19 protein-coding genes are annotated in these 25797 nt (G+C 46.4%); 9 read left to right on the top strand and 10 right to left on the bottom strand.

The window, feature by feature from the left end; translation table 11 throughout:
• Positions 1-40: 40 nt before the first annotated feature.
• The 3 genes from LZZ85_RS23305 to LZZ85_RS23295 form a co-directional block, all read right to left on the bottom strand.
• Positions 41-1162 carry a FecR family protein gene (locus LZZ85_RS23305; RefSeq protein ID WP_237875815.1) on the bottom strand — a complete coding sequence of 374 codons (1122 nt, stop codon included), beginning with the start codon at positions 1160-1162 and terminating at the stop codon, positions 41-43.
• A 284-nt stretch (positions 1163-1446) separates the two neighbouring features.
• A complete protein-coding gene (locus tag LZZ85_RS23300) occupies positions 1447-2040 on the bottom strand; it encodes an RNA polymerase sigma-70 factor (RefSeq protein ID WP_237875813.1) in 594 nt (197 codons plus the stop codon).
• Positions 2041-2336: 296 nt separating this feature from the next.
• A complete protein-coding gene (locus tag LZZ85_RS23295) occupies positions 2337-3566 on the bottom strand; it encodes a proline dehydrogenase family protein (protein WP_237875811.1) in 1230 nt (409 codons plus the stop codon).
• A gap of 204 nt (positions 3567-3770) precedes the next feature.
• On the opposite strand from LZZ85_RS23295, the gene LZZ85_RS23290 reads away from it, so the two are divergent.
• On the top strand, positions 3771-4286 hold the full coding sequence (locus LZZ85_RS23290; RefSeq protein ID WP_237875809.1) for an acyl-CoA thioesterase: 516 nt from the start codon (positions 3771-3773) through the stop codon (positions 4284-4286).
• Between the two features lie 140 nt (positions 4287-4426).
• On the opposite strand, the gene LZZ85_RS23285 is transcribed toward LZZ85_RS23290, so the two are convergent.
• A complete protein-coding gene (locus LZZ85_RS23285; protein ID WP_237875807.1) occupies positions 4427-6538 on the bottom strand; it encodes an endonuclease MutS2 in 2112 nt (703 codons plus the stop codon).
• A 238-nt stretch (positions 6539-6776) separates the two neighbouring features.
• Between LZZ85_RS23285 and msrA the strand changes: the two genes are divergently transcribed.
• Complete coding sequence (gene msrA, locus LZZ85_RS23280) at positions 6777-7460, top strand: peptide-methionine (S)-S-oxide reductase MsrA (RefSeq protein ID WP_237875805.1); 684 nt, start codon at positions 6777-6779, stop codon at positions 7458-7460.
• Between the two features lie 149 nt (positions 7461-7609).
• Here msrA and LZZ85_RS23275 read toward each other — a convergent pair whose 3' ends face one another.
• Positions 7610-9271: an ABC transporter substrate-binding protein gene (locus LZZ85_RS23275; protein WP_237875803.1), complete on the bottom strand. Its 1662-nt coding sequence runs from the start codon at positions 9269-9271 to the stop codon at positions 7610-7612.
• Positions 9272-9326: 55 nt separating this feature from the next.
• Between LZZ85_RS23275 and LZZ85_RS23270 the strand changes: the two genes are divergently transcribed.
• Positions 9327-10994 carry a M1 family metallopeptidase gene (locus tag LZZ85_RS23270; RefSeq protein ID WP_237875801.1) on the top strand — a complete coding sequence of 556 codons (1668 nt, stop codon included), beginning with the start codon at positions 9327-9329 and terminating at the stop codon, positions 10992-10994.
• 89 nt (positions 10995-11083) lie between these two features.
• On the top strand, positions 11084-12583 hold the full coding sequence (locus LZZ85_RS23265) for a lipopolysaccharide biosynthesis protein (protein WP_237875799.1): 1500 nt from the start codon (positions 11084-11086) through the stop codon (positions 12581-12583).
• 307 nt (positions 12584-12890) lie between these two features.
• On the opposite strand, the gene LZZ85_RS23260 is transcribed toward LZZ85_RS23265, so the two are convergent.
• Entirely contained in the window at positions 12891-13604 is a 714-nt protein-coding gene (locus LZZ85_RS23260; RefSeq protein ID WP_237875797.1) for a C40 family peptidase, read from the bottom strand.
• A 213-nt stretch (positions 13605-13817) separates the two neighbouring features.
• Here LZZ85_RS23260 and LZZ85_RS23255 point away from each other — a divergent pair, with 213 nt between their 5' ends.
• The 3 genes from LZZ85_RS23255 to trxA all read left to right on the top strand — a co-directional run bounded on the left by LZZ85_RS23255 (position 13818) and on the right by trxA (position 19343).
• Entirely contained in the window at positions 13818-15068 is a 1251-nt protein-coding gene (locus LZZ85_RS23255) for a YncE family protein (RefSeq protein ID WP_237875795.1), read from the top strand.
• 126 nt (positions 15069-15194) lie between these two features.
• Entirely contained in the window at positions 15195-18812 is a 3618-nt protein-coding gene (gene dnaE / locus LZZ85_RS23250; RefSeq protein WP_237875793.1) for a DNA polymerase III subunit alpha, read from the top strand.
• 213 nt (positions 18813-19025) lie between these two features.
• Positions 19026-19343, top strand: a complete 318-nt coding sequence (trxA, locus tag LZZ85_RS23245) for a thioredoxin (protein ID WP_237875791.1) — start codon at positions 19026-19028, stop codon at positions 19341-19343.
• 515 nt (positions 19344-19858) lie between these two features.
• Here the strand turns inward: trxA and LZZ85_RS23240 are convergent.
• The gene (locus LZZ85_RS23240) at positions 19859-20701 is read right to left on the bottom strand and encodes a hypothetical protein (protein WP_237875789.1); all 843 of its coding nucleotides are present in this window, start codon (positions 20699-20701) and stop codon (positions 19859-19861) included.
• A 21-nt stretch (positions 20702-20722) separates the two neighbouring features.
• The gene (locus LZZ85_RS23235; protein ID WP_237875787.1) at positions 20723-21979 is read right to left on the bottom strand and encodes a nucleoside permease; all 1257 of its coding nucleotides are present in this window, start codon (positions 21977-21979) and stop codon (positions 20723-20725) included.
• A 173-nt stretch (positions 21980-22152) separates the two neighbouring features.
• On the opposite strand from LZZ85_RS23235, the gene mqnE reads away from it, so the two are divergent.
• Positions 22153-23328, top strand: a complete 1176-nt coding sequence (gene mqnE, locus LZZ85_RS23230; protein WP_237875784.1) for an aminofutalosine synthase MqnE — start codon at positions 22153-22155, stop codon at positions 23326-23328.
• Between the two features lie 209 nt (positions 23329-23537).
• Positions 23538-23972 (top strand): CBS domain-containing protein, encoded by a 435-nt coding sequence (locus tag LZZ85_RS23225; RefSeq protein WP_237875782.1) that lies wholly within the window; start codon positions 23538-23540, stop codon positions 23970-23972.
• A 113-nt stretch (positions 23973-24085) separates the two neighbouring features.
• Here LZZ85_RS23225 and LZZ85_RS23220 read toward each other — a convergent pair whose 3' ends face one another.
• Together LZZ85_RS23220 and LZZ85_RS23215 are read right to left on the bottom strand one after the other, a co-directional pair.
• Complete coding sequence (locus tag LZZ85_RS23220; protein WP_237875780.1) at positions 24086-25513, bottom strand: L-serine ammonia-lyase; 1428 nt, start codon at positions 25511-25513, stop codon at positions 24086-24088.
• 28 nt (positions 25514-25541) lie between these two features.
• Positions 25542-25797, bottom strand: a 256-nt coding sequence (locus tag LZZ85_RS23215; protein WP_237875778.1) for a hypothetical protein, incomplete at its 5' end; no start/stop codon positions are given.

The following is a 25797-nucleotide window of genomic DNA, read 5'->3' as shown; positions in this document are numbered from 1 at the left end:
CGTTTTAGCAGTTCTGTAAAATTCTTATCGTAAAAAGGTATCAGGGCCTTATCGTGATCTCTTTCTTATTAATATCATAGTGGAAGTTTCCCGAAATTCGTAATGCTTCCATCACCTGTTCCAGATCTTCATCTTCGAAAACACCACTATACTCGGTTCTTCTGATCCTGGTATCCGGTATGCTGACTTTGACATCATACCATCTTTCGATCTTCAGGGCGATCTCTTCCAAAGACTCTTTATCAAATGCCAGCGTATTCTTGATCCAAAGCGTTTCAAGCGCTGTAGTCTGATTTTCTTTGAAATTCACTTTCCCTAATGTGAGCAGGCTCGGGCGATCGTGATGCGGCATCCTCACTACATCGGGAGAAGCTGTTTCCGCTTTTGCTTCGTCATTATCTACGATCAGCTTATCATTCGGCTTTAATACGATCTTCTTATCAGGATTATTCCTGAGAGTGATCTCCACCGAACCCCGGATCAACGAGGTTTCTGTATTCTTTTCATCCGCATAAGATCTCACATTGAAGGCCGTGCCCAGCACTTTCACATCGATCACACTGGTATGAATCACAAAAGGCCTTTCCTCATCATGCACCACATCAAAAAAAGCCTCCCCGGAAAGCTGTACTTCCCGGATCTTGCCCTGGAAGTTCTCGTTGTACGTGATCTTACTGTCCGCGTTCAGCCAAACCTGCGTCCCATCCGGCAATTGTATTTTTGATTTTGAGCCTCGTTTCGTACTGACCGTATTTTGCGCGAGAGCGTTGCTGTTTTTAGCAGAAGTGAAAGGAAAATAGCAGTACGTAAAATAACCAAGCACCGCAACAGCTGCAGCAGCTGTGATCCAGGCCATTATTCTGAAGACCGGCTTTTTCTTCGCAACTTTCAACTCTACCTGCTCTTCCGGCAGATCTGATTCATATTGCAGAACCGGCTCAGAAAAATGATTACTCATTCTTTGCAGATGCTTGTTGAAAGCAGCCTCTTTATAATCGTCAGAGATCGAAGGGTTGACGGACCATATATTTTCTATCGCCCCGGTACGTGACTGTGCCGCGGGATTTTCCTTCAGGTATGTTTCTAATTCTGCTAGTTCTTCCGGTGTCGCTTCATTTGCTAACCGGGCACTTAACAATGACCAAAATCTTTCTTCCGTCATAAGTTGGCGTCTGTAATGAGATAAGACACGGGGAAGATATAAGATGTACCAAGGTGGTTGGAAAAATTTTAACATTTACGGAATGCATCCGAATGACAATTGGAAATCAAATCATTGCAAAGGAGAGCGCTCTTTATTTATTCGTGTGGGAATATACGTCGGGTTTCGATATGCAGCCGTTCGCTTAACGCGCCAACATGCATGTCTTCCGGCAGGGCGACCTAAACGTTGATGCATCCCTGGAATCCAGGAGCTGGGATATGCTTGGGGCTGTCTGTACTCAACTAAGATGCGGAGAAAAGTTTCGCTGAAGGTATCAGCTTCTGTACCGGCGCAGGAAGAGTTTCGCCAAGTTTCCGAATGGCAATCGCGAGCTGATTGCGAACAGTCAGCGCTGAAATATTCAAGACTTCAGCAGCTTCCTTATATTTCAATCCATCTTCTTTCACCAGCTGAAACACCAAACGGCATTGAGGTGGCAACTGCATGATGGCCTGACGGATCGTTTGCATGATCTCCGACGAAATAAATAATTCCTCCGGATTACGCATTTCAATACCAACCTCTACCTCCACTTCTTCAATACTCACGGGCGCATTTTTGTATGTACGCTGAAGATAATTAAGAGAGAAATTCTTGGTAATGGTATACACGTAAACTTTCAGATTTCCTATTTCGCCCAGGCGCGCACGAATCTGCCAGATCTTAATAAAGACATCTGAAACAATTTCTTCCGCCACCTCTTTTGAACGAACAATGGAAAATGAAAAACGATGAAGACCATCAAATAACTGATAGTATAGCTCTTTGTATGCATTCATGTCTTCATACAAAGCAATGCGCTGTTGGAGTGTTTCTATCGTAGCAGTTTCTGGCAATCGTTATTAAATAGCGATAACAATATTATAACATTTTTCTTAAAAAAAAATTTTCTTTGAACATCACTATTTTTTTTCATCCCCCTCTTTTCATTAATGATCCTCTTTTATTACGTGTTCATTCCCGCAATAAAAGAGGATCATTAATGTTGGCACAATGACTGCAATCGCTTGCAGAAATGTGAAAGAGACTTTTATTATCAGAAGCGAAAAGCAAAGAAAGAAGATCAGTTTAAAAGTCAGATAGTTTTCAAGCTTAATAGTACCAATATGCACAACTTTAAGCCAGTGGACTTTTAAACGCTTCTCCTTTTTAGCTCTTTGTTGATCAGCGCAAGCTCACGGCCCGTCTGTCCTTTCACAGAAGTATTCTCCTGTGCACGACGCATCAGATATGGGATCACGTCTTCGATAGGACCGAACGGAAGATACTTGCTTACACTGCAACCCGCATGTGCAAGATTGAATGTTATATTATCACTCATACCGTACAACTGACTGAAGTGAACGTGCGGATGATCCAAAGGAAGGTTCTTCCCACGAAGCAACTGAACAGCCAGCAAACTGCTTCCCTCATTATGTGAAGCAACGATCACTGAAATCTGATCCAGATGTTCGATACAAAAACGAAGACCGGCATCATAATCTCTGTCGGTCGATTGCTTATCTTTTTGTATCGGCGATGGATAACCCTTCTCTTCAGCCCTTCTTCTTTCTTTCTCCATATACGCACCGCGGACGATCTTCGCGCCAAGGATGAAATTTCCACTTACTGCATCCTCTTTGCTCTGCTTAAGGAACGCCAGGCGATCATGCCTGTATAGCTGGATAGTATTAAAGACCACTACCCTCTCTTTGTTGAACAATTCCATTACCTGCATCGTCAAGGCATCAACAGGATCCTGGATCCATGTTTCTTCTGCATCAACAAGCACGCCCACCTTCTGATCCGAGGCAGCCTTACAGATAGACATCATACGCGCATGCACACGCTCCCATTCCTGCTTTTCAGTCGCAGACAACTGTCCCACTGCCTTTTCATACCTGTTCATTAAAGGACCTTGCTGCTGCTGCATCAGTGCGTCAAGTTGCTCCAGCAATGCAAACCTGGCAAAGCCTGTAACCTTGATACTCATCAGCGGAATATTAGGCTGGGTAGCTGCATAATTGATCACCCGGATGAACTCCTCTGTTGCATGATCAAAACCTGGCTCGCCATCATCGCCACCCTCCACGCCATAGTCGAGGATCACCTGTACATGATAGTCTGAAAGTTTTTTTGCAACTACTGCAGTTTGCTCTAAAGTTTCGCCTCCAACAAACTGTTCAAATATTGTACTGCGGATCAACCCTTTTACAGGCAGGCCCGATTTAACGGCCCAGGGCGTTAGCCTGGTACCAATTTTCACCAGCCAGGATTTACCCATACAGCTGAAAAGAAAACGGGCTTTCTTCAACTCTTTGTCTTTCTTATACTCGAAAGCAAATTCAGTATTATCAAAAGAAACCGGGGGGTGAGCTTCCATGTTGCTACTAATGTGATGATTGTGTGATTGGAGATTGTTGTTTTACCGCGCAAATCTACGCTAAGAGGATGAAAGGGGAAAATGAGAGCTCAGTGTATCGACAGGAAAAGTAGTTTTCCCAAAATACAGAAAATGACCTGCTTATCAGGCACCTCTTTTTCCTCTTTCATCCTCTTAGCTTAGCTTTGCGCCAAATTTTGAATGATGACAGAAAAGACCGCTTCGGAAAGCCTGACCATTATGACAGAACTTGTTCTGCCGAATGATACGAACGTTTTCGGAAACCTGATGGGAGGACGTTTGATGTACTGGATGGATATTGCCGCCGCACTAGCTGCCCAAAAGCATAGCAATGCACCAGTCGTTACCGCTTCAGTTGATAATATTTCCTTTGAAAACCCAATTAAACTGGGAAATGTGGTGCATATACAGGCGAAAGTAACAAGGGCATTCACCTCTTCTATGGAAGTACACATGAAAGTGTGGGGAGAAGATCTGAAAAAACAGCACAAATACAAAAGCAACGAAGCATATTATACATTCGTGGCACTGGACGATGACAACCGCCCCCGTCCCGTCAATGGGCTGGTCCCTGAAACCGATGAAGAAAAACGCTTATTCGAAGGTGCCCTCCGCCGCCGCCAACTTCGCCTTATTCTCGGCGGAAAAATGAAACCGGATGATGCGCAGGAGTTGAAGGCGTTGTTTACGAACAGGTGAGGAAAATGGGGAGGTAGAAGTTTAAAAGTTTAATAGTTTAAAAGTTTAAAAGTTTAAAAAATTGGATCATCAAACAGTGAGCGATCGGCTTCTCAAACTATTAAACCTTTAAACTATTAAACTATTAAACTTTTAAACTCTCACCCCGTTTCCCCCTCTTCCTTCTCCCTCACCGCCACCAGATCCGCGAGATCCACCTGCATCGGCAATAAACCGATTTTCACTACCGCTTTCTTGCCACGGAGTTCCATCACTTCACCTACCTGGTGATTGCGTTTCATTTTTACTTTATCCCCCACTTTGATCTCACCGCCGATCTCTGCAAACCGGGAGTCGATCTTCTTCTGCATCTTACTAGCCACTTTCTTTTCATCTTTTTTGAAAAGAAGCGCATCCATTTGTTTGATCACTTTGTTCTTGTTCTCTTCCTTTCGCCACTCGATCAGCATCTGCTTCAGTTTGCGCTCCATATCCTTCAGGTAAGAGATCCTTTCTTCAGACACACGGTTCTGCTCCTTTAATACTTCCACCTGCTGGCGGTGACGTTCCTTATCCATCACCTGCTGCATCTCTCTCTTTAACCGCTCGTTCTCCTTCATCAACTGATTAAGCTCTTTCTCTCTTTTTTGAAGATCCTGGAGATCCTGTTCTGTACGGTTCAATAATTTATCCAGCCGGAACTGATCTTCATCCACCAGCGCGCGTGCCCGCCTGATCAGCGATTTATCCAGGCCGATCCTTTCTGCAATGGAAAAAGTGTAAGAGCTTCCCGGCTTACCGATCAGCAACTTGTATTGCGGCTGCAGGTTCTTTTCATCAAATGCCATCGCACCATTCAGTATCCCCTGTGTCTTGCCCGCCATCACTTTCAGGTTCAGGTAGTGTGTTGTAACGATCCCGAATGCATGTTTCCTCGCCAGCTCCTGCATGATCACTTCCGCAAATGCGCCTCCAAGATTCGGATCACTACCGCTACCTAACTCATCAATAAAGAAGAGCGTTTTGCCATTCGCATTTTCCATGAAATGTTTCATGTGCAGCAAATGACTGCTATAGGTACTCAACTCAAATTCGATACTCTGTGTGTCGCCGATATGGATCATGAGTTGTTTAAAGATCCCAAACTGTGAAGAAGGATGTACCGGTACAAGCAAGCCGCTTTGCACCATCATCTGCAGTAACCCAACGGTTTTCATCGTCACCGTTTTACCACCGGCATTCGGACCACTGATCACAAGGATGCGGCTATTCTCATCCAGCGTGATCGTTGTAGGTATCGTCGGTTTTTTTGTACGTTGATTGTAGATGTACAAAAGCGGGTGATACGCCTGCACCAATTGAACGTGCGCTTTATCAACCACCGCGGGAAACTCGCCTCTGTAATCAGCCGCGAGTTTTGCCTTCGCCCGTATAAAATCATAATCACCAACAATGCCATGGTATATCAGCAACAGGCCGGAGTATGCAGAAAGCCTTGTAGTCAGCTGACGAAGGATCCTGTATACTTCCTTCCGTTCGTCGTTCTCCAGCTCATGAACCTGGTTATTCAGTTCGATCGTCTCTTCCGGCTCAACGAACGCCGTTTTACGGCTATCGCTTTCTCCATGAAGAATTCCTTTTACCGTTCTCTTCTGTTCAGCGAATACAGCCACCACCCTTCTGCCGCTCATAAAGCTCTCTTCGATCTCCGCTAAATAGCCCTGCTTATTCAGCTTCGCGACGATCTTTTCAAACACTCTGCGTAGCTCGTTCCGCTTCTTGTAAAGGCTCATCCGGATATTCTTCAGGTCTTCCGACGCATTGTCCTTCACCTGGCCCGATTCGTCCAGCACCTCGTCTATCATCTGGATGATCGCCTTTTCATAGTAGGTGTTCGCGATCACACTGGCCATTGCAGAATATGCGCCTTTGCGCTCTGCGTCAAACCAACGGAACAGGCGTTCCATGCTTTCCGCCAGCTTGCGGAGGTCCATAAATTCTTCCCCATTGAGCACGGCTCCGGGAATCCCCAGCAATTTCAGCTCCCGGGCAAGGTTCAGGATATAATCGTTGGGGAAATAAATGCCATTTTGCAAAATCTGATGATACTCAAAGCTTTGCCTAAGTTGTACATCAATAAAATCCTTCCGCGTATGGATCCGCAATTCCTGGGCCTTCTGCCGGGCATGCTCAGTCTGGCAATAGTTTGCCAGCAGGGCTTTTACCTTGTCGAACTCCAGTTGTAAATACGCCGATTCTGGAAATAATTTCATAATACTCGCTTACCTCAATTTTATTCAGCATGCAAAGGTAATTCATTGCTGAGTTGTTAAAGTAGTGAACTTTGAAAGCTGATGGATGTTATTTTACGTAGATATTTGAGCGGTGAATGGTGATTTGCAGCGATCGCGTATTGAAGCCAATGACTGGACAGGGATTTCCCGGATTATCGGGATTAGACAGCAGATGATCAGCCACAGTAACCGTTTAAACTTAAACTTTAACAATTCAATGAAGGCAACTTTGAAAGCAGTACTGGGAGTGCTTGTGTTAACTACCACAGGAATGTTATCCTGCGCACAGCAATCAGCCCCCTCTGAAAAAGAAACCACGAAAAAAGAGACAGGAACTATGACTACAACTTCGTTTTCCGGCAAAACCGACACAGCTACGCTGGCCAATGGCTGTTTCTGGTGCACTGAAGCAATTTTTGAACAACTTGACGGCGTGATCAGCGCTACATCAGGATACACCGGCGGACATGTAAAGAACCCAACATATAAAGAAGTCTGCACCGGAGAAACCGGCCATGCCGAAGCGTTGCAGATCGTTTATGACCCCGCAAAGATCAGTTTTGACGAATTACTGGAAGTATTCTGGGAAACACATGATCCCACAACCCTTAACCGCCAGGGCAATGATGTAGGTACCCAGTACCGCAGCGGCGTTTTTTATCACAACCCGGAACAAAAAGAAAAAGCGGAAAAGTATAAAGACGAACTGAATAAAACCGGCGCGTTCAATAACCCGATCGTAACAGAAGTCACTGCATTTTCAAAATTCTACCCTGCGGAAGATTATCATCAGCAATACTTTGAAAATAACGAAAATCAGAATCCCTACTGTAAGATCGTTATCAGACCGAAGCTCGATAAATTCAGAAAAGTGTTCAAGGATAAGTTGAAGAAGGATTGAGAGACATAGCCGTCAGGTTAACATCGTATCAACGTATGCGTATCGCAAAGCAGCCGTCAGGGTCGTTAGGTATTGCTTGTATTGTTAGCTGCTACTTTGCGATATGCATGCGCCAGTGATATCTCTTGTGGCGCTTAACCTGAGGGCTATTACCTGCGATCATCTGCCCCTATTCCGGTCCTGCGCAGTTCGAGCAAATTCAACGCGTTCGGCCTGAATCCCGTTACCTCCGGCTGCACCAGTCTGACCACTTTATCATACCACAATGGCACCACTGGTGCGTCATCGATCATCAACTGATCTGCCTGCTGATAAAGTCGGTAGCGCAGCGAATCATTTGTTTCAGCCAAAGCCTTTTCAAATAATGCATCAAACGCAGGATTTTTATAACGTGTGTAATTCGGCGGAGCCGGATTTTTAGAATAAAAAACAGAAAGATAATTTTCCGCATCCGGGTAATCAGCTATCCAGCTGCCGCGAAAGAAGAGGGCTCTTGAATTAGAAGTAAGTTCCAGCAGTAATGATTTCTGCACTACTTCTACCTGCACAGTTATCCCAACTTCATTAAGTTGTTTGGCAATATAATCTCCCATATCCGCATAGATCGGGATCGTAAGCAATTTGATAGCGGGCAACCCCTTCCCATCCGGAAAACCTGCTTCTTCCAGCAGCTGACGGCTTTTAGCCGGCTTATAGGTGTACCCCTTTACTACAGATGTATCAAAAGAAGGCAGCCCTTCGGGTACAAATCCTGACTCTGCCGGGGTACCCAATGAATTACGCAGATACAACGCCATCTTACGGCGGTCAAAGCCGTAGTTGATCGCCTGCCGGATCTTCCTGAACCGGGTTGGAGCCCCTTTCATGATAGGATTGGTTGTATCAACCAGCAGACCGAGATATTCGATGTTCAGATAAGGATTCGTCTGCAACTGTATCTTCCCCTCCCAGTCTTTCCGCAATGTTCCTTTCTTGGTAAGCACTTCGTCCTTGAAAGACGATTCGATATCGTTGATAAAAGAAAGCTTGTGCTGGCGCAATAATAAAAACTCTGTTGCGCGGCTGTCATAAAAACTGACTTTGATCCCATCGAGGTATGGCAGGCGATTTCCCTGTTCATCTGATTCGAAATAGTTCGGATGCTTTCCCAAAACCAGCGCCTGCCCTTCTTCCCAGGCCACAAACCGGAACGGGCCGGTACCAACCGGATGACGCCTGAAATCGGAACCATACATCTCCACTGCTTCCCTTGGCACGATGGAACAATACTGCATCGAAAGGATGCCCAGGATAGGATGATAGGGACGGCGAAGTTTCACTTCAAAGGTTGAATCGTCTTTGGCGCGGAAAGGCTGAACGGAATCAAGTTTCGCATTGAAGATCCAGCCACCGGGGCTTGCCACTTTCCCATCCGTGATCCTCGACAGGCTGTACACAACATCAGCAGCATTCATTGCACGTCCTTTCCCGCCCGCAAAAGCGGGATCATCATGAAAAAAGACATTCGTTCGTAAATGAAATGTATAGACGGTCCGGTCAGATGAAACATCCCACCCTTTCGCAACAGACGGGATAATATGCAAACTATCATCCACTTCCACCAGCGTATTGTACAACTGGTGGACCGCCCACATGATGCTTTGATTTTTTGCAAAAACCGGGTCAAGCGAAGCAATGCCCGTCTGTTCGTTATAATAAAATATCTTACGCCCTTCATTGCTCGCTGATGAGCACGAGATCGCCAGGATGGCCGGGAAAATGATCCAGAGATATGAATGACGGTATCCGCTCATCGTTGTTTTAACAGACATATTCGGTCTGAACGACTAAATTTACAATTCAAACTCATTCAACTGTAATTACAGCATGAAAACATTTGCTACTGTTTTATTTCTCCTGTTCATCTCCCTTGACGTTTTTTCACAATATACTCATCAGGACACATTGCGCGGGTCCGTTACACCTGAACGCGCATGGTGGGATGTTACCAATTATAAGATCGCGGTAACGCCGGATTACGCAGCTAAAACGATCAAAGGTTCCAGCAGGATCACTTATAAGATCAGCGGAAATGTTACCGCTTCCATGCAGATCGATCTGCAGCAACCCATGCAGCTCGACAGCGTATTTATCGGAACGCAAAGAACAAAACTCAGCTATCAGCGAGACGGGAATGTCTTTTATATACAATTGCCTGCCGGGTATCCGAATGGATTGACCGCAGACTCTATCGAACTGTTCTATTCCGGCAAACCCCGCGAAGCAGTAAACCCACCCTGGGATGGCGGCTGGATCTGGAAAAAAGATCCGGAAGGCCGTCCATGGATGTCCGTCGCCTGCCAGGGACTCGGCGCCAGCGTCTGGTATCCGTGCAAAGACTACCAGGGCGACGAACCGGAAAATGGAGCCAGCTTGAGCATGACCGTTGCAGATCCGTTATCCGCTATTTCCAATGGCAGACTGAAAGAAAAAAGATCGAATGGAGATGGAACAACTACCTGGACATGGGCCGTGGTCAACCCGATCAACAACTACAATATCGTTCCATATATCGGCTATTACACAAACTGGAAAGAAGACTACGCCGGCGTAAAGGGCAATCTCGAATGCAGCTACTGGGTGCTGGAAAAGAATATCGATAAAGCAAAAGCACAATTCGGGCGTGATGTAAAACGCATGCTTAAATGCTTTGAAGAATGGTTCGGTCCTTATCCTTTTTATGAAGACAGTTATAAGCTGGTGGAAGCACCACATCTTGGCATGGAGCACCAGAGCGCTGTTGCGTATGGCAACAAATATATGAACGGCTATCTTGGCATGGATCTGTCCGGCAGCGGCTGGGGCAGGGAGTGGGACTATATCATTGTTCATGAAAGCGGCCACGAATGGTTTGCGAATAACATCACCACGCAGGACATTGCCGACATGTGGATCCACGAAGGCTTCACCACTTACTCTGAAGTAGTATTTGTTGAATGTAATTACGGGAAGAAAGCGGCTGATGAATATTGCCAGGGATTGCGTAAGTCCATTTCAAATGACAGCAAGGTCATCGGACCTTATGGCGTAAACAAAGAAGGTAGTGGAGATATGTACCCCAAAGGAGCAAACCTGATACATACCATCCGGCAGATCATTGACAATGAAAAAACGTTCAAAGATATTTTGAAAGGATTGAATAAGGATTTCTACCACAAGATCACAACTTCCAAAGAAGTAGAAGAATACATCTCCAGGAAATCAGGTAAGGACCTCTCGAAAGTGTTTGATCAGTATCTGAGAGACACGCGTATCCCTGTCCTGGAATATAAGATCGAAAATGATGCAATCAGCTATCGCTGGAGGGAATGTATTGCCGGCTTCAACATGCCTGTTCGGATCTACGCAAAGAACAAAGCTTATACGATTAATGCGACCGAAAACTGGCAGACATTATCCATGAAACAACTGGATGAAAAGGAATTCTCCGTTGATAAAAATTTTTATATTCATTCCAGCAAGAGCGATTATGTGATCCCGAAATTGAAAAACTAAAAGGAATATACTTACAGGCATTAACAATCGAATTACGATCCGGGTAACGGCCATCGGTCAACGGCCTTTCATCCGACCACAAAACTATCATGAGCAGCATCCGAAGGCAAAGTATTATCTCGTCAGGCGTAGTGTATCTCGGCTTTCTGATCGGTATGCTCAATATTTACTTTTTCACAAAAGGAGGTTTATTTACCGGAAGTGAATACGGGCTTACGAAGTTTTTTTATGACACCTCCATCCTGATGATGGCTTTCGGTACTTTATCGATGCCGACGTATGTCATCAAATTTTTTCCTTACTACCAGGACAATCTTTCGAAGTCGAAAAATGACATGCTTGCGATCGCACTGGGTGTCACCCTGATTGGATTTACCATCATTACGATTGCGGGAATCGTTTTCAAAACACTGGTCATCCGGAAGTTCAGTGAGAACTCTCCCGAAATGGTACAATACTATGAGTGGATCTTTCCGATGGGATTGGGTCAATGCATCTTCGCAGTACTGGAAGCGTATTCCTGGAGTATAAAGCGCCCGGTACTGACCAGCTTTCTGAAGGAAGTTCAATTCCGTATATTCACGACCCTGCTGATCTTACTTTTTGCCCTTCGCATCATACCCAACTTTGACATCTTTATAAAGATTTATTCTCTCACCTACCTTGCAATAGCATTGATCCTTTTCATTTATCTGCTGGTCAGGAAAGAGATCTATCTCAGCTTCAGCATCAGCAAGGTCACACGACGGTATGCACGGAAGATCCTGACACTATGTGCGTTCGTTTACTCCGGTTCTATTGTGTTCTATGTATCCCAGATATTCGATTCACTGGTGATTGCCGCCGTCCTGGAAGATGGAATGAATAAAGTGGCCATCTTCTCGATAGCCTTCACTCTTACCGGTATCATCCAGGCGCCGCAACGGGCGATTGTCGCTTCTTCTATCTCGCATTTGTCAAGAGCATGGAAAGACCGGGATATGGCATTACTGCAAAAGATCTACCACCGTTCGTCTATCAACCTGCTGATCTTCGCCTCCTGCATGTATTTCCTCATGCTGCTCAATTACAGGGAGGCGATCATTACGCTGGGGATTCAACCGGAATACCTGCTCGGATTCAGCTCATTCATTTTCCTGGGGCTGACGCGTGTTGTAGATCTCGGCACGGGGATCAACACCGAGATTATCGGAACCTCCACTTACTGGAGATTTCAACTGATAAGCGGAGCCATTCTTCTGTTCCTCATGCTCCCCCTGACATACCTGTTGGCGAAAGAATTTGACATCCTCGGACCGGCCATCGCACAATTTATTTCGATCACTATTTACAATGCGATCCGCATCATCTTCCTCTGGAAGAAATTCAGGCTTTTCCCTTTTACCAGAAATTCCCTGTATTCCGTACTTATCGGCCTCGCAGCCTACATACTTACCTACTTCGCCTTCAGAAACCTTCACGGCTTCGCCGGATTGTTCTGCAGAAGCCTTCTGTTTTTGATGCTCTTTGGTGCGGCTATAGTATACCTGAAGCTTTCGCCGGATCTGAAGCCAGTGGTTGAGACGGTAAAAAAACGATTGAGGCTGTAGTGGGAGCAATTGCCTGCTGTGGGGTGCAGTTTTTTTGCCGGGCGGGCAAGAGCGCTGTTTTTTGTTGTTATAGGTTTTTTGAGGTGAGAACCTCGAAGTCTCTGATTACTTTTTTTGTTACTTTTTTTGCATCAAGGCAAAAAAGTAAACGGAGTCTTTCGACCTCAAGTCGAAAAAAAGAGACTTTGCCCTCCGGCAAAAAAAGCGCTTTACCCACCCGGCAACCTAATCCTCTCCAACCACTGTGCCCCGGTCGCCCACCACACCACAAAAAAATCCGGCTCTAATTGCCGGATCTTTTTACAGGTTAAAATATCTTATTCGACGCCTCAGGTTTCTCTATCCTCCCCGCCCCAATAAACCTCCGCATATAATACGGATCATACATATCACTCACCGTTACGCCCTGCGAAGTCGAAGCATGAATGAATTTATTATTCTGAAGGTAGATCCCCACATGGGATACTCCTCCGCGTGTGTTGAAAAATACAAGGTCTCCTTCCTTGAGTTCTGTGGAAGAAATAATGCGGGACGCCTTATACTGTTCCCGCGCCGTCCGTGGCAAGGTCAGTGCAAATGCGGAAACATATACAGCCTGTACAAATGCGGAGCAGTCGATACCCGCTTTTGAATTACCCCCAAGCTTATAACGTGTTCCATACCATTCATCTACATGATCCAGTAACAGGTCGCCATCAAGGCTTTCCACTTCTGTATCCAGCAGGATGGCATATTTCAATTGTGTTGCAGAAGCTTTTTCCACCGCTGCCGCAGCATGCGTCACAGATCCATGATCCTCTTTTAGAGAAGCTTTGGAAGAAGTTTGCGTTTTAGGAGCCGCATATTTCAACACCGGAGGGGTTGACTCCGTGCTGATATCGTTCAGGAATTGTACTTTGTCAGTATTTGCGGAATTGCCTTTGCCTGCGATAACAGGCTGCTTTGAATTCACCGGCCTCATAGAAGAACAGCTGGTAAGAAACAGAATGATGGCAAAAGCCGGGATCAGTTGTCGTGTCATCAGGCCTTTTTTAAGAATTCGGTTTTCCGGTTTCATCAAAAACCATGCAAAAATATAGGATTTTTTAGTGAAAATTCAACAAGGGAGTAACTGAAATTAAAATTTTTAATTGTATGACACTACCAGCTAAATTTTCGGGGAATCTGTGTGTATATTGATTTGATGATGCAGATCAACAGGTGAGATATATTTGACATGTTAATCATACCCAAAATGCCTTTGTTTTTGATCATTCCCGTTTGTCTTGTATTGTTCAGCTGCCAGGGTGCGGCCAGCGTAAAAGCCGTTACGCCAGCGGCTGTTCAGGACTCCATTCCAAAGAATCTTGTGCTCGCGGCGGATTCTATTCCTGCCACGGTCACTGTTGATACCGTTCAAAAACCCGTGCTGGCGCCCTACTCTCACATCGTATACGAAAAAACAGAGGTCCTGAAAGCAGCCCCCGGCACCAAATCCGTGCTTTTTAACGGAGATGGCTCAAAGCTTTACGCAATGAACCTTGAAGGGATGAGCATTTATGAATTCGATCAGACCACCCGGTCTGTCATACGCGAGTTCAAATTTGCGCCAACAAAAGGCACCGGATGGGACTACACCACCGACAAACCGATCTCTTCATACGAAGAAAAACCGGTGGAGGCCTGCCTGAGTCATGACGACAGGATCCTCTGGGTATCCCTTCACAATGCGGAAGGTATCGTGCCTATCCGGGTGGACGACAATGACGAAAACGAACCACACCCACTAAAAGACCAGCATCTTAAAAAGATCACCGTCAATTATCCTGGCAAGGCGGAAAAAGACTCCTTCTGGGTGCCGCTGGTCAAAACAGGTAAAACTCCGAAGGTCATCTCTAAAACCGCCGACGATAAACACCTGCTGGTCAGCAACTGGCACTCCTATACCGTCAGCGTCCTGGAAATGGACACTGCCGGATTCCCGGCAGCCCGAATGATCGATACCATCAAAACAGTCGCCATTCCCCGCGGTATTGCCGTAGATGACGACGAAAAAAAATCATATGTCGCCATCATGGGAGGCTCCGTCATAGATGTTATCAACAATGAAACCTGGGAAAAAGAAGAGCCCATCCAGGTGGTTTCCAACCCCAGGCATGTGGTAGCAGACACAGCAGGCCGGCTTTTTGTCTCCTACAATAAACTCGCGAAGATCGCTTGTGTAGACCCTTCCACGGGAAAAACGCTTTTTACCGCCACCACACATGCCCAACCCCGCACACTTATCCTTTCAAAAAATCAGCAATTCCTGTTTGTTACCTGCTATAGTTCCGACTTCGTAGATGTTTATAAAATAAACGACACACAGTTTGAGAAAGTGGCATCTTTGCCATGTAAAGGACATCCCGTTGGCGTAGACATTTTTGAGGACGACAGTAAACTCGAAGCATGGGTTTGCAGTTATACTAATGGCTTGATCAACGTTTTCAGTTTTAAGAAGAAATAATTTGGCGTAGGAGTATCGCAGAGAGCGCTATATGAACGCAAAGCACGCAAAGTCTGGGCGCTCTCTGCGTTCACATAGCTTCCTCTGCGATATTGCTACGCTGACTAATACCAGGAACGACAACCCATGAAATTCTCTCATTTACACGTACACACCCAGTTCTCTTTATTGGATGGACAGGCTTCCATTCAGGCACTTTATAAAAAAGCAATTGCCGATGGTATGCCCGCCCTCGCCATCAGCGACCATGGCAATATGTTCGGTGCCTTCGAATTCGTATCCGAAGCATACAAACACAAAGACGCTAATGGCAACCTTAAAGTAAAACCCGTTGTCGGTTGCGAATTCTATGTTACCGCTAACCGTCACCAGAAGATCTTTACCAAAGAGCAACGTGACGTTCGTCATCACCAGATCTTATTGGCCAAGAACGAACAGGGTTATAAAAACCTTGTAAAGCTGACGTCGCTCGGCTTTATCGAAGGGCTGTACAGTAAGTATCCACGTATCGATAAAGAACTTATTGTTCAATACCACGAAGGACTCATCGCCACTACCTGCTGCCTGGGTGCATCCGTTCCACAGGCGATCCTACGGAAAGGCGAAGAAGAAGCAGAAACAGAATTCAAATGGTGGCTGGACCTTTTCGGAGATGACTTCTACGTCGAACTGCAACGGCATAATATGACCGAGCAGGATAAGGTGAACGAGATCCTGATCAAATTTGCCCGCAAGCACAACGTAAGGATCATTGCCAGCAATGATTCTCACTACGTGGATCAGTCAGACTTTAACGCACACGATATCCTTCTTTGTATCAACACCGGAGAAAAGATCACCACCCCAGCGATGCGTGACTTCGCCGATGACGATATGAACATGAAAGGAAAACGTTTCGCATTCCCCAATGATCAGTTCTATTTCAAAACAACCGCTGAAATGGGCAAGGTCTTTCATGACCTCCCCGAAGCGCTCGATAATACCAATGAGATCGTCGATAAGATCGATCTGCTCAACCTTAAACGGGATATCCTTCTTCCCAATTTCCAGACGCCCCCGGAATTCGCCACACAGGACGAATATCTCGAGCACCTTACCTGGGAAGGAGCCAAAGCCCGTTATAACGAGATCACGCCAGAAATTGACGAACGTCTTCGCTTTGAACTTTACACGATCCGGACGATGGGATTCGCCGGTTACTTCCTGATTGTAAGTGACTTCATCAGAGCTGGCCGCGATATCGGCGTATTTATCGGCCCCGGTCGTGGTTCCGCTGCCGGTTCCGCCGTGGCATATTGCATCGGTATCACCAATATCGATCCGATCAAATACAAGCTCCTGTTTGAAAGGTTCCTCAATCCCGATCGTAAGTCAATGCCGGATATCGACACGGACTTCGACGATGAAGGCCGTCAGAAGGTTATCGACTACGTGGTAGATAAATATGGTAAAAGCCAGGTGGCACAGATCATCACCTATGGTACCATGGCCGCGAAAATGTCTATCAAAGATGTGGCGCGTGTAATGGACCTTCCTTTGGCGGAATCAAACGCCATAGCGAAACTGGTTCCGGATAAGCCAGGGATCGAATTAAGGCGGGTACTGCAGGCACCAATGAAAACCAAGGACGGTGAAAAGTCTTTGGAAGAAAAAGACGGCCTGGCCAGCGAAGACCTGGATAATGTCAGGCGGATCCGCGAACTCTATGCTCAGCGGGATACACCAGCAGGCAAGGTATTGCACGAAGCGGAACGTCTGGAAGGTTCTGTCCGCAACACCGGGATTCACGCAGCGGGTATCATCATCGCACCAAAAGACCTGACCGAACTTTTACCGGTGTCCATCGCTAAAGACTCTCCTCTCTGGGTAACCCAGTTCGAAGGAAGTATTATCGAAGATGCAGGCGTTATCAAGATGGACTTCCTGGGTTTGAAAACCCTGACCATCATCAAGAATGCACTGACCATGATCAAACAGAACCATGGCATCGACATCGTGATCGATGACATTCCGCTGGATGATCAAAAAACATACGAACTCTATCAACAGGCTGCTACCATCGGCACATTCCAGTTTGAAAGCCCCGGTATGCAGAAATACCTTCGCGAGCTGAAACCCGATAAATTCGGTGACCTCATCGCGATGAACGCCCTGTACCGCCCCGGTCCTATCGCATACATCCCGAACTATATCGACCGTAAGCACGGCCGAGAAGAGATCGCCTATGACCTTCCAGAAATGAAGGAGTATCTCGAAGAAACTTACGGGATCACTGTTTACCAGGAACAGGTAATGTTGCTGGCGCAAAGTCTCGCCGGCTTCAGTAAAGGTGATGCCGACGTATTGCGGAAGGCGATGGGTAAAAAACAAAAAGCTGTTCTTGATAAAATGAAAGCCCAGTTCATCAAAGGCGCCGTTGAAAAAGGACTGCCTGCCGATAAACTGGAAAAAATCTGGACCGATTGGGAAGCGTTCGCGCAATACGCGTTCAACAAGTCCCACTCTACCTGCTATGCATTTGTGGCTTATCAGACAGCCTACTTAAAAGCACACTACCCGGGTGAGTATATGTCCGCCGTATTGAATAACGCCGGCAGTATTGAGAAGATCACATTCTTCATGGAAGAATGTAAGCGGATGGGTATTAAAGTACTCGGGCCGGACATCAATGAATCGTTGAAAGGCTTTGCCGTGAATAAGATCGGTGAGATCCGTTTTGGTCTGGGTGGTATGAAAGGAGTTGGTGAAGCAGCGGTAGAGAATATTGTAGAAGAAAGAAAGGACGGCTATCCAAATATATTTGATTTCATTAAACGGATCAACCAGCGTGCGGTGAACAAGAAAACACTGGAAAGCCTTGCCTATGCCGGAGGCTTTGACTGTTTCCCCGAGCATCACCGCAGGCAGTATTTCAATATTCCCGAAGGAGAAACCGCCACCGGCCTGGAGAAGATCATCAAATACGGCCAGATCGTCGCCAATCAGAATGCCAGTTCCGGTCATACCCTTTTTGGAGATCTGCCGACGATGATGGAAATCCCCACCCCAAAGCTGGCAGATTGTGAACCATGGTCACTTACCGAGCAACTGGATAAAGAAAAAGAAGTAACTGGTATGTTTCTGAGCGGTCATCCGCTCGACCACTACCGCTTTGAGATGAAACACTATGGCATGACGCCTATTGCTGATTTCCTTGAGTTCCGGGACTCTATTAAACTGCAGCCAAATCCGGGCAGGATCTTCAAAATGCTTGGCCTGGTAGCCGATGCCCAGCACCGGATCGCTAAAAGTGGCAACAAGTTTGGAAGCTTTGTTATTGAGGATTATACCGGCAAAATGGACTTTGCCCTGTTCAGCGAAGACTATCTGAAGATCTCGCCGTTCCTGCAACAGGGAACAACGGTTTTCTTTACGGGTTTTCTGAAACCAAGATGGAATAAAGAAGAGTTTGAGTTCAAGATCCAGCAGGTCACCCTGGCCGAGTCTGTCAAAAAGACGATGACCAGGCAGATCAATATCGAGATCCACCCGCAGGATTTGAACAAAGGCATGATCGATTTTGTTGAAAGCAACCTGAAGAGCTTCCGTGGCGGAAGCACGGCCCTGAAATTTATCCTCTCCGAGCCAAAAGCCGGAATGAGGATCAGCCTGGTCAGCGGAAATAACGGGTTCGAAATGAATGATGAAATGATCCATTTCCTGCAGGAAACACCCGAGCTTCGTGTGCAGGTGCAGGCCAGCTAAAGCAGAAACTGCGGGACGTGGATAACGGCAGTAAACTATGTTAACATATTTAACACATTGTAAAACAAAACGTTAAAGGACCATTTTGGCAGAAACAAGCAGGTAATTATGACATTTTTTGCACAACTTTCTGCCACGTATTCCTGTTATTCATATCGGACTTAAATTTGCAACCCTGATAGAAATTACTAACAAACTTAAAATCGTAATAAAATGGCAAAAGAATTCAATGACTCCAACTTCCAGGCTGATGTCCTGGCTTCTGATAAACTGACCGTGGTTGACTTCTGGGCAGAATGGTGTGGACCTTGCCGCGCAATCGGACCAGTGATCGAGGAACTTTCCAAAGAATATGATGGCAAAGTGAACGTAGGTAAAGTGAACGTGGACAATAACCCACAGGTTTCAATGAACTATGGTATTACCTCTATCCCTGCTATCCTTTTCATTAAAGATGGCCAGGTTGTAGATAAACTCGTTGGTGCTCAGCCTAAAGGCAACTTCGTTAAGAAGATCGAAGCGCATATTTAACAGACCATAAAAGATAAGAATGACCCCGTTTGGTATTTGAACTGAAGTTCAGATGCTGAGCGGGGTTGTTTGTTTTTGGTGGGGACCTGATTTCAAGCTGGTGCCAAGCATGCAGGCGGGGTATGCTTCGATTGGTGAAAGCCATCGTTGAGGCCTGGAACAGGCCTTCCAACCATCAGAAAGACGCTACGGATCAGGCGAAACCCTGGTAAAACGATGCGACTGACCGTTTCAGATCCTGAAACAGACGAGTCTTTTGAGACTGATCTCACTCCGGCTCTCTTAAATTCAAGGTGTTGTTTCACTGGTCCGGGTGGTGAATACCTCTATACCTTATTTGTGCCGGACAGGGCGCGTAGGCGCGCCTCAAGGCAAAAATTGAAGAGGCGACCAACATCCTATTCCCGGGAGTAAATAACATTGGATCGCTGGGGTAAAATTTTCAACTCAGCACACTGAAATTTTATCAATTAAAACCAAACAGGTTTTCGCTATTATTTTGACTTTTACATTCCCTACAGCGCCTCCGCCAGTTTCTTCATATACATCGCATACTCTATCACATAATCCTTCCCTGAGGGATAATCCTTCAGCTTCGCCCGTTTGATCATTCCACTCTCCAGTATTTTATATGCCCGCTGCGCATCTGATTCATTATAGAACACATTCAGAAATGCTGGGGAAGTTTTCTTGTAAGATTTCAGTCCCACCGCATGCTGATAATAATTGAACGGAAGCATCACCCTCTCCATAGAGAAATAAGATGACTCTTCAGACACCAGCGTGAAATAAGCGGAGTAATATTCGAGCATGCTTCTGATGCGTACTTTTATTGCACTATCTGATTCGGGAACCGGAGCTTTCTTTCTCCACCAGTTCTCCTTTGCTCCAAGCAGTGCTTTTGCCTGGTCAACATTCAATCGCTTAAGATGCCATTCCACCGGAATTGTCTGATCTTCGATCTTCAGATCCTGTGAGATCTTCATCGTCTTAATATCCACACCAACAAGATCGCCACGGAAATTATCAAACCCCAATCCGCCATGATCGATCAGGATCTCCCCATTGTTTTTTTGCAACCAGGTGCCCGGTTGTGCCTGGCTGCTGTCTGCCTGTACAAAACGCCCGTCATCACCAAAGCTGATCAGCTTCAAGCCGAATAAGTTAACGATGGAATCCTGCGCGGCTGCGTACACGACTTTCTGATCATCACTGACGAGGATGTCTTTGGGATAAATGATGATCCATTGACCCGAAACCGGTGTTGCGCCTTTTGCGGGCTCAGGCTTCTTCTCTTCATTTTTACATGATGAGAACATGCACGCTGCCGCAAATGCAGTGAGAACGAATCTATTCATATGAATGGCTTATTAAGAGGACTAGTGTCTTACACTGGCGGTAGCTTCCGGCTCATGTTTATGCCTGAAGAAGATAGCGAACAGCACTGCCACAACCAATGCATATCCCGCAAAGGCCAGCCAGATACCTGTCCAGTCCATGCTTCTGTCTGCATTGGTAAAATATTTCTCGATCACCATACCGCTGATCTGGCTTCCAAGGAATGCCCCGAAGCCGTTGGTCATCATCATAAAGATCCCCTGAGCGCTGGCGCGTATCTCAGGATTCACCTGTGTATCCACGAAAAGAGAACCGGATATATTGAAGAAGTCAAATGCCATTCCATATACGATACATGATGCAACGATCATCCACAAACCTCCCGCCGGGTCACTATATGCGAACAGCGCGAAACGCAGCACCCATGCAACCATACTGATCAGCATCACTTGTTTGATGCCGAACTTCCGCAGGAAAAAGGGGATCGCAAGAATGAATGCCGTCTCTGACATTTGAGAAATTGACATAATGATCGCGGGATATTTCACCGCCATCGTATTCGTATACTGAGGCATTTTGGCAAAGTCGTGCAGGAATGTATCACCATACGCATTCGTCAATTGCAATGCCGCACCCAGCAATAAAGCAAAGATGAAGAACAACGCCATCTTCGGCGTTTTGAACAGTGAGAAAGCTTTCAATCCTAATGCATCCACCAGGGAAGTTTGCCCGGTAGTTTTTAATTGGGGAGGACATTTCGGCAACGAGAACGAATAAAATCCGAATAACACGGAAGCAATTGCAGCCACATAGAATTGCGCGGCAGAAGTTTCAATATGGAGCAGGCTTACGATCCACATGGCGGCAATAAAACCGATCGTTCCCCACACACGGATCGGAGGAAAGTCTTTGATGATGTCCTTACCATTTTTGATTAGCGCGGTATAGGAAACAGTATTGGCCAGTGAGATCGTAGGCATATAAAACACCATGTAAAGTAACAACACCCAGAAGAAAGTATTAGGATCGTTTACCTGCGGGATAAAATAAAGAATGATACCGCCGATCAGGTGACAAATACCAAGAAGGCGTTCCGCATTGACCCAACGATCTGCGATGATCCCGAAGATGGCCGGCATGAAGATGGCAGAGATCCCCATCGTGGAGAAGATCGCGCCAAACTCAGCTCCGCCCCATTGTTTTGTCTGAAACCAATACGCCCCAATCGTTATCAGCCACGCGCCCCAAACAAAGAATTCAAAAAAACTCAGAACGGTCAGACGGATCCTCAAATTCATAATACGTTAGTTTAGATGCTTATTACCAGGGTAATAAAGCGGAAGATAAGAATTTTACGTTTTGAAATGAATACACGCGGGATTTCTGCCGGTCTGCAGGATCGTATAACAACTTTTTACGGGCAGGTTTGTTCAATATGAATCGTAAATTTGCACCGATTTAAAAAGAATCTATGGCAGCCGTATTACCCTCCGATGTTTTTTCAGAATCTCAGCTTGACCCCGCTTTGGTGAAGATCGCCGATAAAGTGCGCAGAAACGAGCGGATCACTGACGAAGACGCGATCCTCCTTTTTGAAAAAGGCTCCCTGTCTTTTGTAGGCTCACTGGCCAACAGTATCCGTGAGCGACTGCATGGGGACACGACCTATTTTAACCGGAATTTCCATATCGAACCGACCAACGTATGCGTCTATTCCTGCCATTTCTGCTCGTACAGCCGTGTTTATGCTCATCGCGATGAAGGCTGGGAACTGAGCCAGCAGCAGATGATGGATATTGTGAAAAGCTATGACGGCAAACCGGTAACGGAAGTGCATGTGGTAGGCGGCGTTCACCCGAAAATGAATCTCGAATTCTTCGCGGAACTGATGCGCTCCATCAAAGGCCATCGCCCTGATCTTCATATCAAAGGCTTTACCGCCGTAGAGTTGGATTATATGTTCCGCAAAGCAAAGAAGACTGTGGAAGAAGGAATGGCCTATCTCCATGAAGCCGGCCTGGATTCCCTGCCCGGCGGTGGAGCGGAGATCTTCCACCCGGAGATACGCGAACAGATCTGTGCCGATAAGATCGATGGTACCGGCTGGCTGCATATCCATGAAACGGCCCACAAGCTGGGAATGAATACCAACGCGACCATGCTCTATGGGCATATCGAGAATTACAGCCACCGTGTAGATCACATGAGCCGTTTACGGGCATTGCAGGATAAGACCGGAGGATTCAACACCTTTATCCCCCTGAAATTCCGCAACCAGCAGAACGATATGAGCCATATCAAAGAATCCACCGTGATCGAAGACATGCGCATGTACGCGATCGCACGGATCTATATGGACAATTTTCCGCACCTGAAGGCTTACTGGCCGATGCTGGGACGTCACAATGCACAGCTGACCCTTTCTTTCGGGGTTAATGATATAGATGGCACGATCGACGATACCACCAAGATCTATTCGATGGCCGGTTCCGAAGAGCAAACGCCTTCCATGAACACAGCTCAACTCGTTACCCTTATCAAACAGGCCCGCCGTAAGCCTGTTGAAAGAGGTACTCTTTACAATGTCATCCGTGACTATAGCGAGCTGGATGTGAAAGAGATAGAGACGAATCCTTTGCTGAACTAGCAAGGACCGGCAATTGATCTGCCTGCGTATGAGCAAAGCAAAGATCGCAGAGGGCGCGAAGGATATTATCCCCTTCGCGCCCTCTGCGGTTACTCTGCGATCTCTGCGTTGACCATACGAGATCAAATCCACGGAACCTCATGCCGCCAACATTTTTTTTCTGCCTCCTGTTTTTTCGTTAAATTCCATTAACCAAAAAACTTGCTGGTATGAATTCAATCTCATCTATTCTTGCGCGCAAGGGAACCGACACGATCAGTGTCTCTCCCAATACTACCGTACTCGATGCATTGCGGATCATGGCAGAAAAGAACATCGGATCTGTAATGGTCATCTATGATGGAAACTTTGTCGGAGTTGTTTCTGAAAGAGACTATTCAAGAAAAGTGATCCTCAAAGGAAAACACTCGCATGATACACTCGTATCGGAGATCATGAGCTCCGAACTGCCCACCGTTACACCTAAAGACAGTGTTGAACATTGCATGTCCCTGATGACAAAAAATGCGATCAGGTATGTTCCCGTATTTGAAAATGGTAAACTCGCAGGAATTATCTCCATGAGTGATGTAGTGAAGGAAACAATACTAAGCCAAAAGGAGACAATCAATCAGCTCGAAAATTATATACACGGCCAGGGCTAGAGGGAAGTAAAAATTAAAAAGTCAAAATTAAAAATACACGCTGTGCTACAGAAGAGATCCTTTGTATGCCACAGCGTGTATTTTTTAATTTTGACTTTTTAATTTTTACTTATCTAACATTCCGGCAGACTCAAGGGCACATTTATCGCCAATCCACCATCAGCCGTTTCCTTGTATTTGTAGTTCATATCCTGTGCGGTATCCCACATCGTTTTTATGACCGCGTCCAGGGACACTTTTGCAAAATCAGGTGTGCTTTGCAAGGCAAGTTGTGATGCGGTGATCGCCTTGATCGCTCCCATGGTATTGCGTTCGATACAGGGAACCTGCACGAGTCCGGCGATAGGATCACAGGTCATACCGAGGTGATGTTCCATCGCGATCTCGGCGGCCATCATTGCCTGCCGCTGACTGCCGCCACTCGCTTCTGTCAGTGCTGCGGCAGCCATTGCAGACGATACGCCGATCTCAGCCTGGCAGCCACCCATTGCCGCGGATATCGTTGCTCCCTTCTTAAATATACTTCCGATCTCTGCTGCGGTCAGTAGAAAGCGCGTTACTTTATCCATCTCCTCACCTTCTGTGAACAATACAAAATACATCAGCACGGCAGGCACTACGCCTGCAGCTCCGTTCGTAGGTGCAGTCACTACGCGGCCGAACGAAGCATTCTCCTCATTCACCGCCAATGCAAAACAGCTTACCCAATCCAGTACATAATTGAAACCCATCCCACCCTGGCGGATCGCTTTTGCCCAGCTTTCATAGTCTGACACAACAGTGTCCTTCAATAGTTTTCTATTCAATCCGGATGCACGTCGGCGAACATTCAACCCTCCCGGTAAAAACCCGTCGGTATGGCAACCGCGGTAGATACATTCGCGCATCACCTCCCATATTTTCAAGAGCCCTTCGCGGGTGTCAGCTTCGCTTCGCCAGGCATTTTCATTTTCCAGAACGATCTCATTGATCGCCAGGCCGGTTTTGATGGACCAGCGCAGCAGGTCATTTGCCGTATTGATCGGGAAAGGAAGTTGAACGGTTGATCTGACGCCTGTCGTCTCTCCTTCTTTCACGACAAAACCGCCGCCCACCGAATAATATGTTTCAGAGATAGATCCCCCGTCATTCAGTCTTACAAGAAAGCTAAGTGCGTTGGAATGAAACGGCAGTGTTTCGGAGCTAAGAAAACCAATGGCGGTTTCCGGATCAAAATCAATCTCCAGCTTACCCGCCAGCTTTATTTTTTTTGCTTCCGCAATCCGCCTGATCACGGGCTGAATACTGTCCACAGGGATCGTTACCGGATCCGTACCCGCGAGGCCCAGTTGAACAGCGATATCTGTTCCATGCCCGATGCCCGTTTTCGCCAGCGAACCATATAGTAATACCTGGATCGATGTCACGGTATCCAGCAGTCCTTGTGTTTCGAGCGACTGCAAGAATCGCTGTGCTGCGCGCCAGGGTCCCAGCGTATGTGAGCTTGAAGGGCCAACACCAATTTTGAAAATATCAAAGACGGAAATAGGTTCGTATGACAAGGGAGAAAGTTTGATGTAAAGTTAGTGCTTACAAGTGAGAAGAAGGACTGCGGACCATGGACAGCAGACCATGGATAATATTGATGTGACGCAATGAACCTTTCGAATAGCAGTTCCAGGCCTTGCAGAGTGTCTTCGCGATCAGCAGCTGCGGCTCGTGGATCGGTGCAAAAGTTGGGGGGACGGATAAGACATTCAGCTTATGTACCGGTCGTTTATTCACCGCTACATTTCCGTTATTTTCCCGGAAGATCCTGTGCTTTTCCCATGGATTCCCTTTCACC

It is taken from the genome of Terrimonas ginsenosidimutans (assembly GCF_022012415.1).
GTDB classification, from domain to species: domain Bacteria; phylum Bacteroidota; class Bacteroidia; order Chitinophagales; family Chitinophagaceae; genus Terrimonas_A; species Terrimonas_A ginsenosidimutans.
The sequence above is the reverse complement of the archived record's forward strand: the minus strand, read 5'-3'. Positions and strand labels throughout refer to the sequence as shown.

Coding starts and splice junctions, on each gene's coding strand:
- mqnE (WP_237875784.1), top strand. CDS start 22,153: ATGGCAGCCGTATTACCCTCCGATGTTTTTTCAGAATCTCAGCTTGAC.
- LZZ85_RS23270 (WP_237875801.1), top strand. CDS start 9,327: ATGAAAACATTTGCTACTGTTTTATTTCTCCTGTTCATCTCCCTTGAC.
- LZZ85_RS23265 (WP_237875799.1), top strand. CDS start 11,084: ATGAGCAGCATCCGAAGGCAAAGTATTATCTCGTCAGGCGTAGTGTAT.
- LZZ85_RS23275 (WP_237875803.1), bottom strand. CDS start 9,271: ATGTCTGTTAAAACAACGATGAGCGGATACCGTCATTCATATCTCTGG.
- LZZ85_RS23235 (WP_237875787.1), bottom strand. CDS start 21,979: ATGAATTTGAGGATCCGTCTGACCGTTCTGAGTTTTTTTGAATTCTTT.
- trxA (WP_237875791.1), top strand. CDS start 19,026: ATGGCAAAAGAATTCAATGACTCCAACTTCCAGGCTGATGTCCTGGCT.
- LZZ85_RS23225 (WP_237875782.1), top strand. CDS start 23,538: ATGAATTCAATCTCATCTATTCTTGCGCGCAAGGGAACCGACACGATC.
- LZZ85_RS23290 (WP_237875809.1), top strand. CDS start 3,771: ATGACAGAAAAGACCGCTTCGGAAAGCCTGACCATTATGACAGAACTT.
- LZZ85_RS23255 (WP_237875795.1), top strand. CDS start 13,818: ATGCCTTTGTTTTTGATCATTCCCGTTTGTCTTGTATTGTTCAGCTGC.
- LZZ85_RS23285 (WP_237875807.1), bottom strand. CDS start 6,538: ATGAAATTATTTCCAGAATCGGCGTATTTACAACTGGAGTTCGACAAG.
- LZZ85_RS23260 (WP_237875797.1), bottom strand. CDS start 13,604: ATGACACGACAACTGATCCCGGCTTTTGCCATCATTCTGTTTCTTACC.
- LZZ85_RS23305 (WP_237875815.1), bottom strand. CDS start 1,162: ATGACGGAAGAAAGATTTTGGTCATTGTTAAGTGCCCGGTTAGCAAAT.
- dnaE (WP_237875793.1), top strand. CDS start 15,195: ATGAAATTCTCTCATTTACACGTACACACCCAGTTCTCTTTATTGGAT.
- LZZ85_RS23295 (WP_237875811.1), bottom strand. CDS start 3,566: ATGGAAGCTCACCCCCCGGTTTCTTTTGATAATACTGAATTTGCTTTC.
- LZZ85_RS23240 (WP_237875789.1), bottom strand. CDS start 20,701: ATGAATAGATTCGTTCTCACTGCATTTGCGGCAGCGTGCATGTTCTCA.
- msrA (WP_237875805.1), top strand. CDS start 6,777: ATGAAGGCAACTTTGAAAGCAGTACTGGGAGTGCTTGTGTTAACTACC.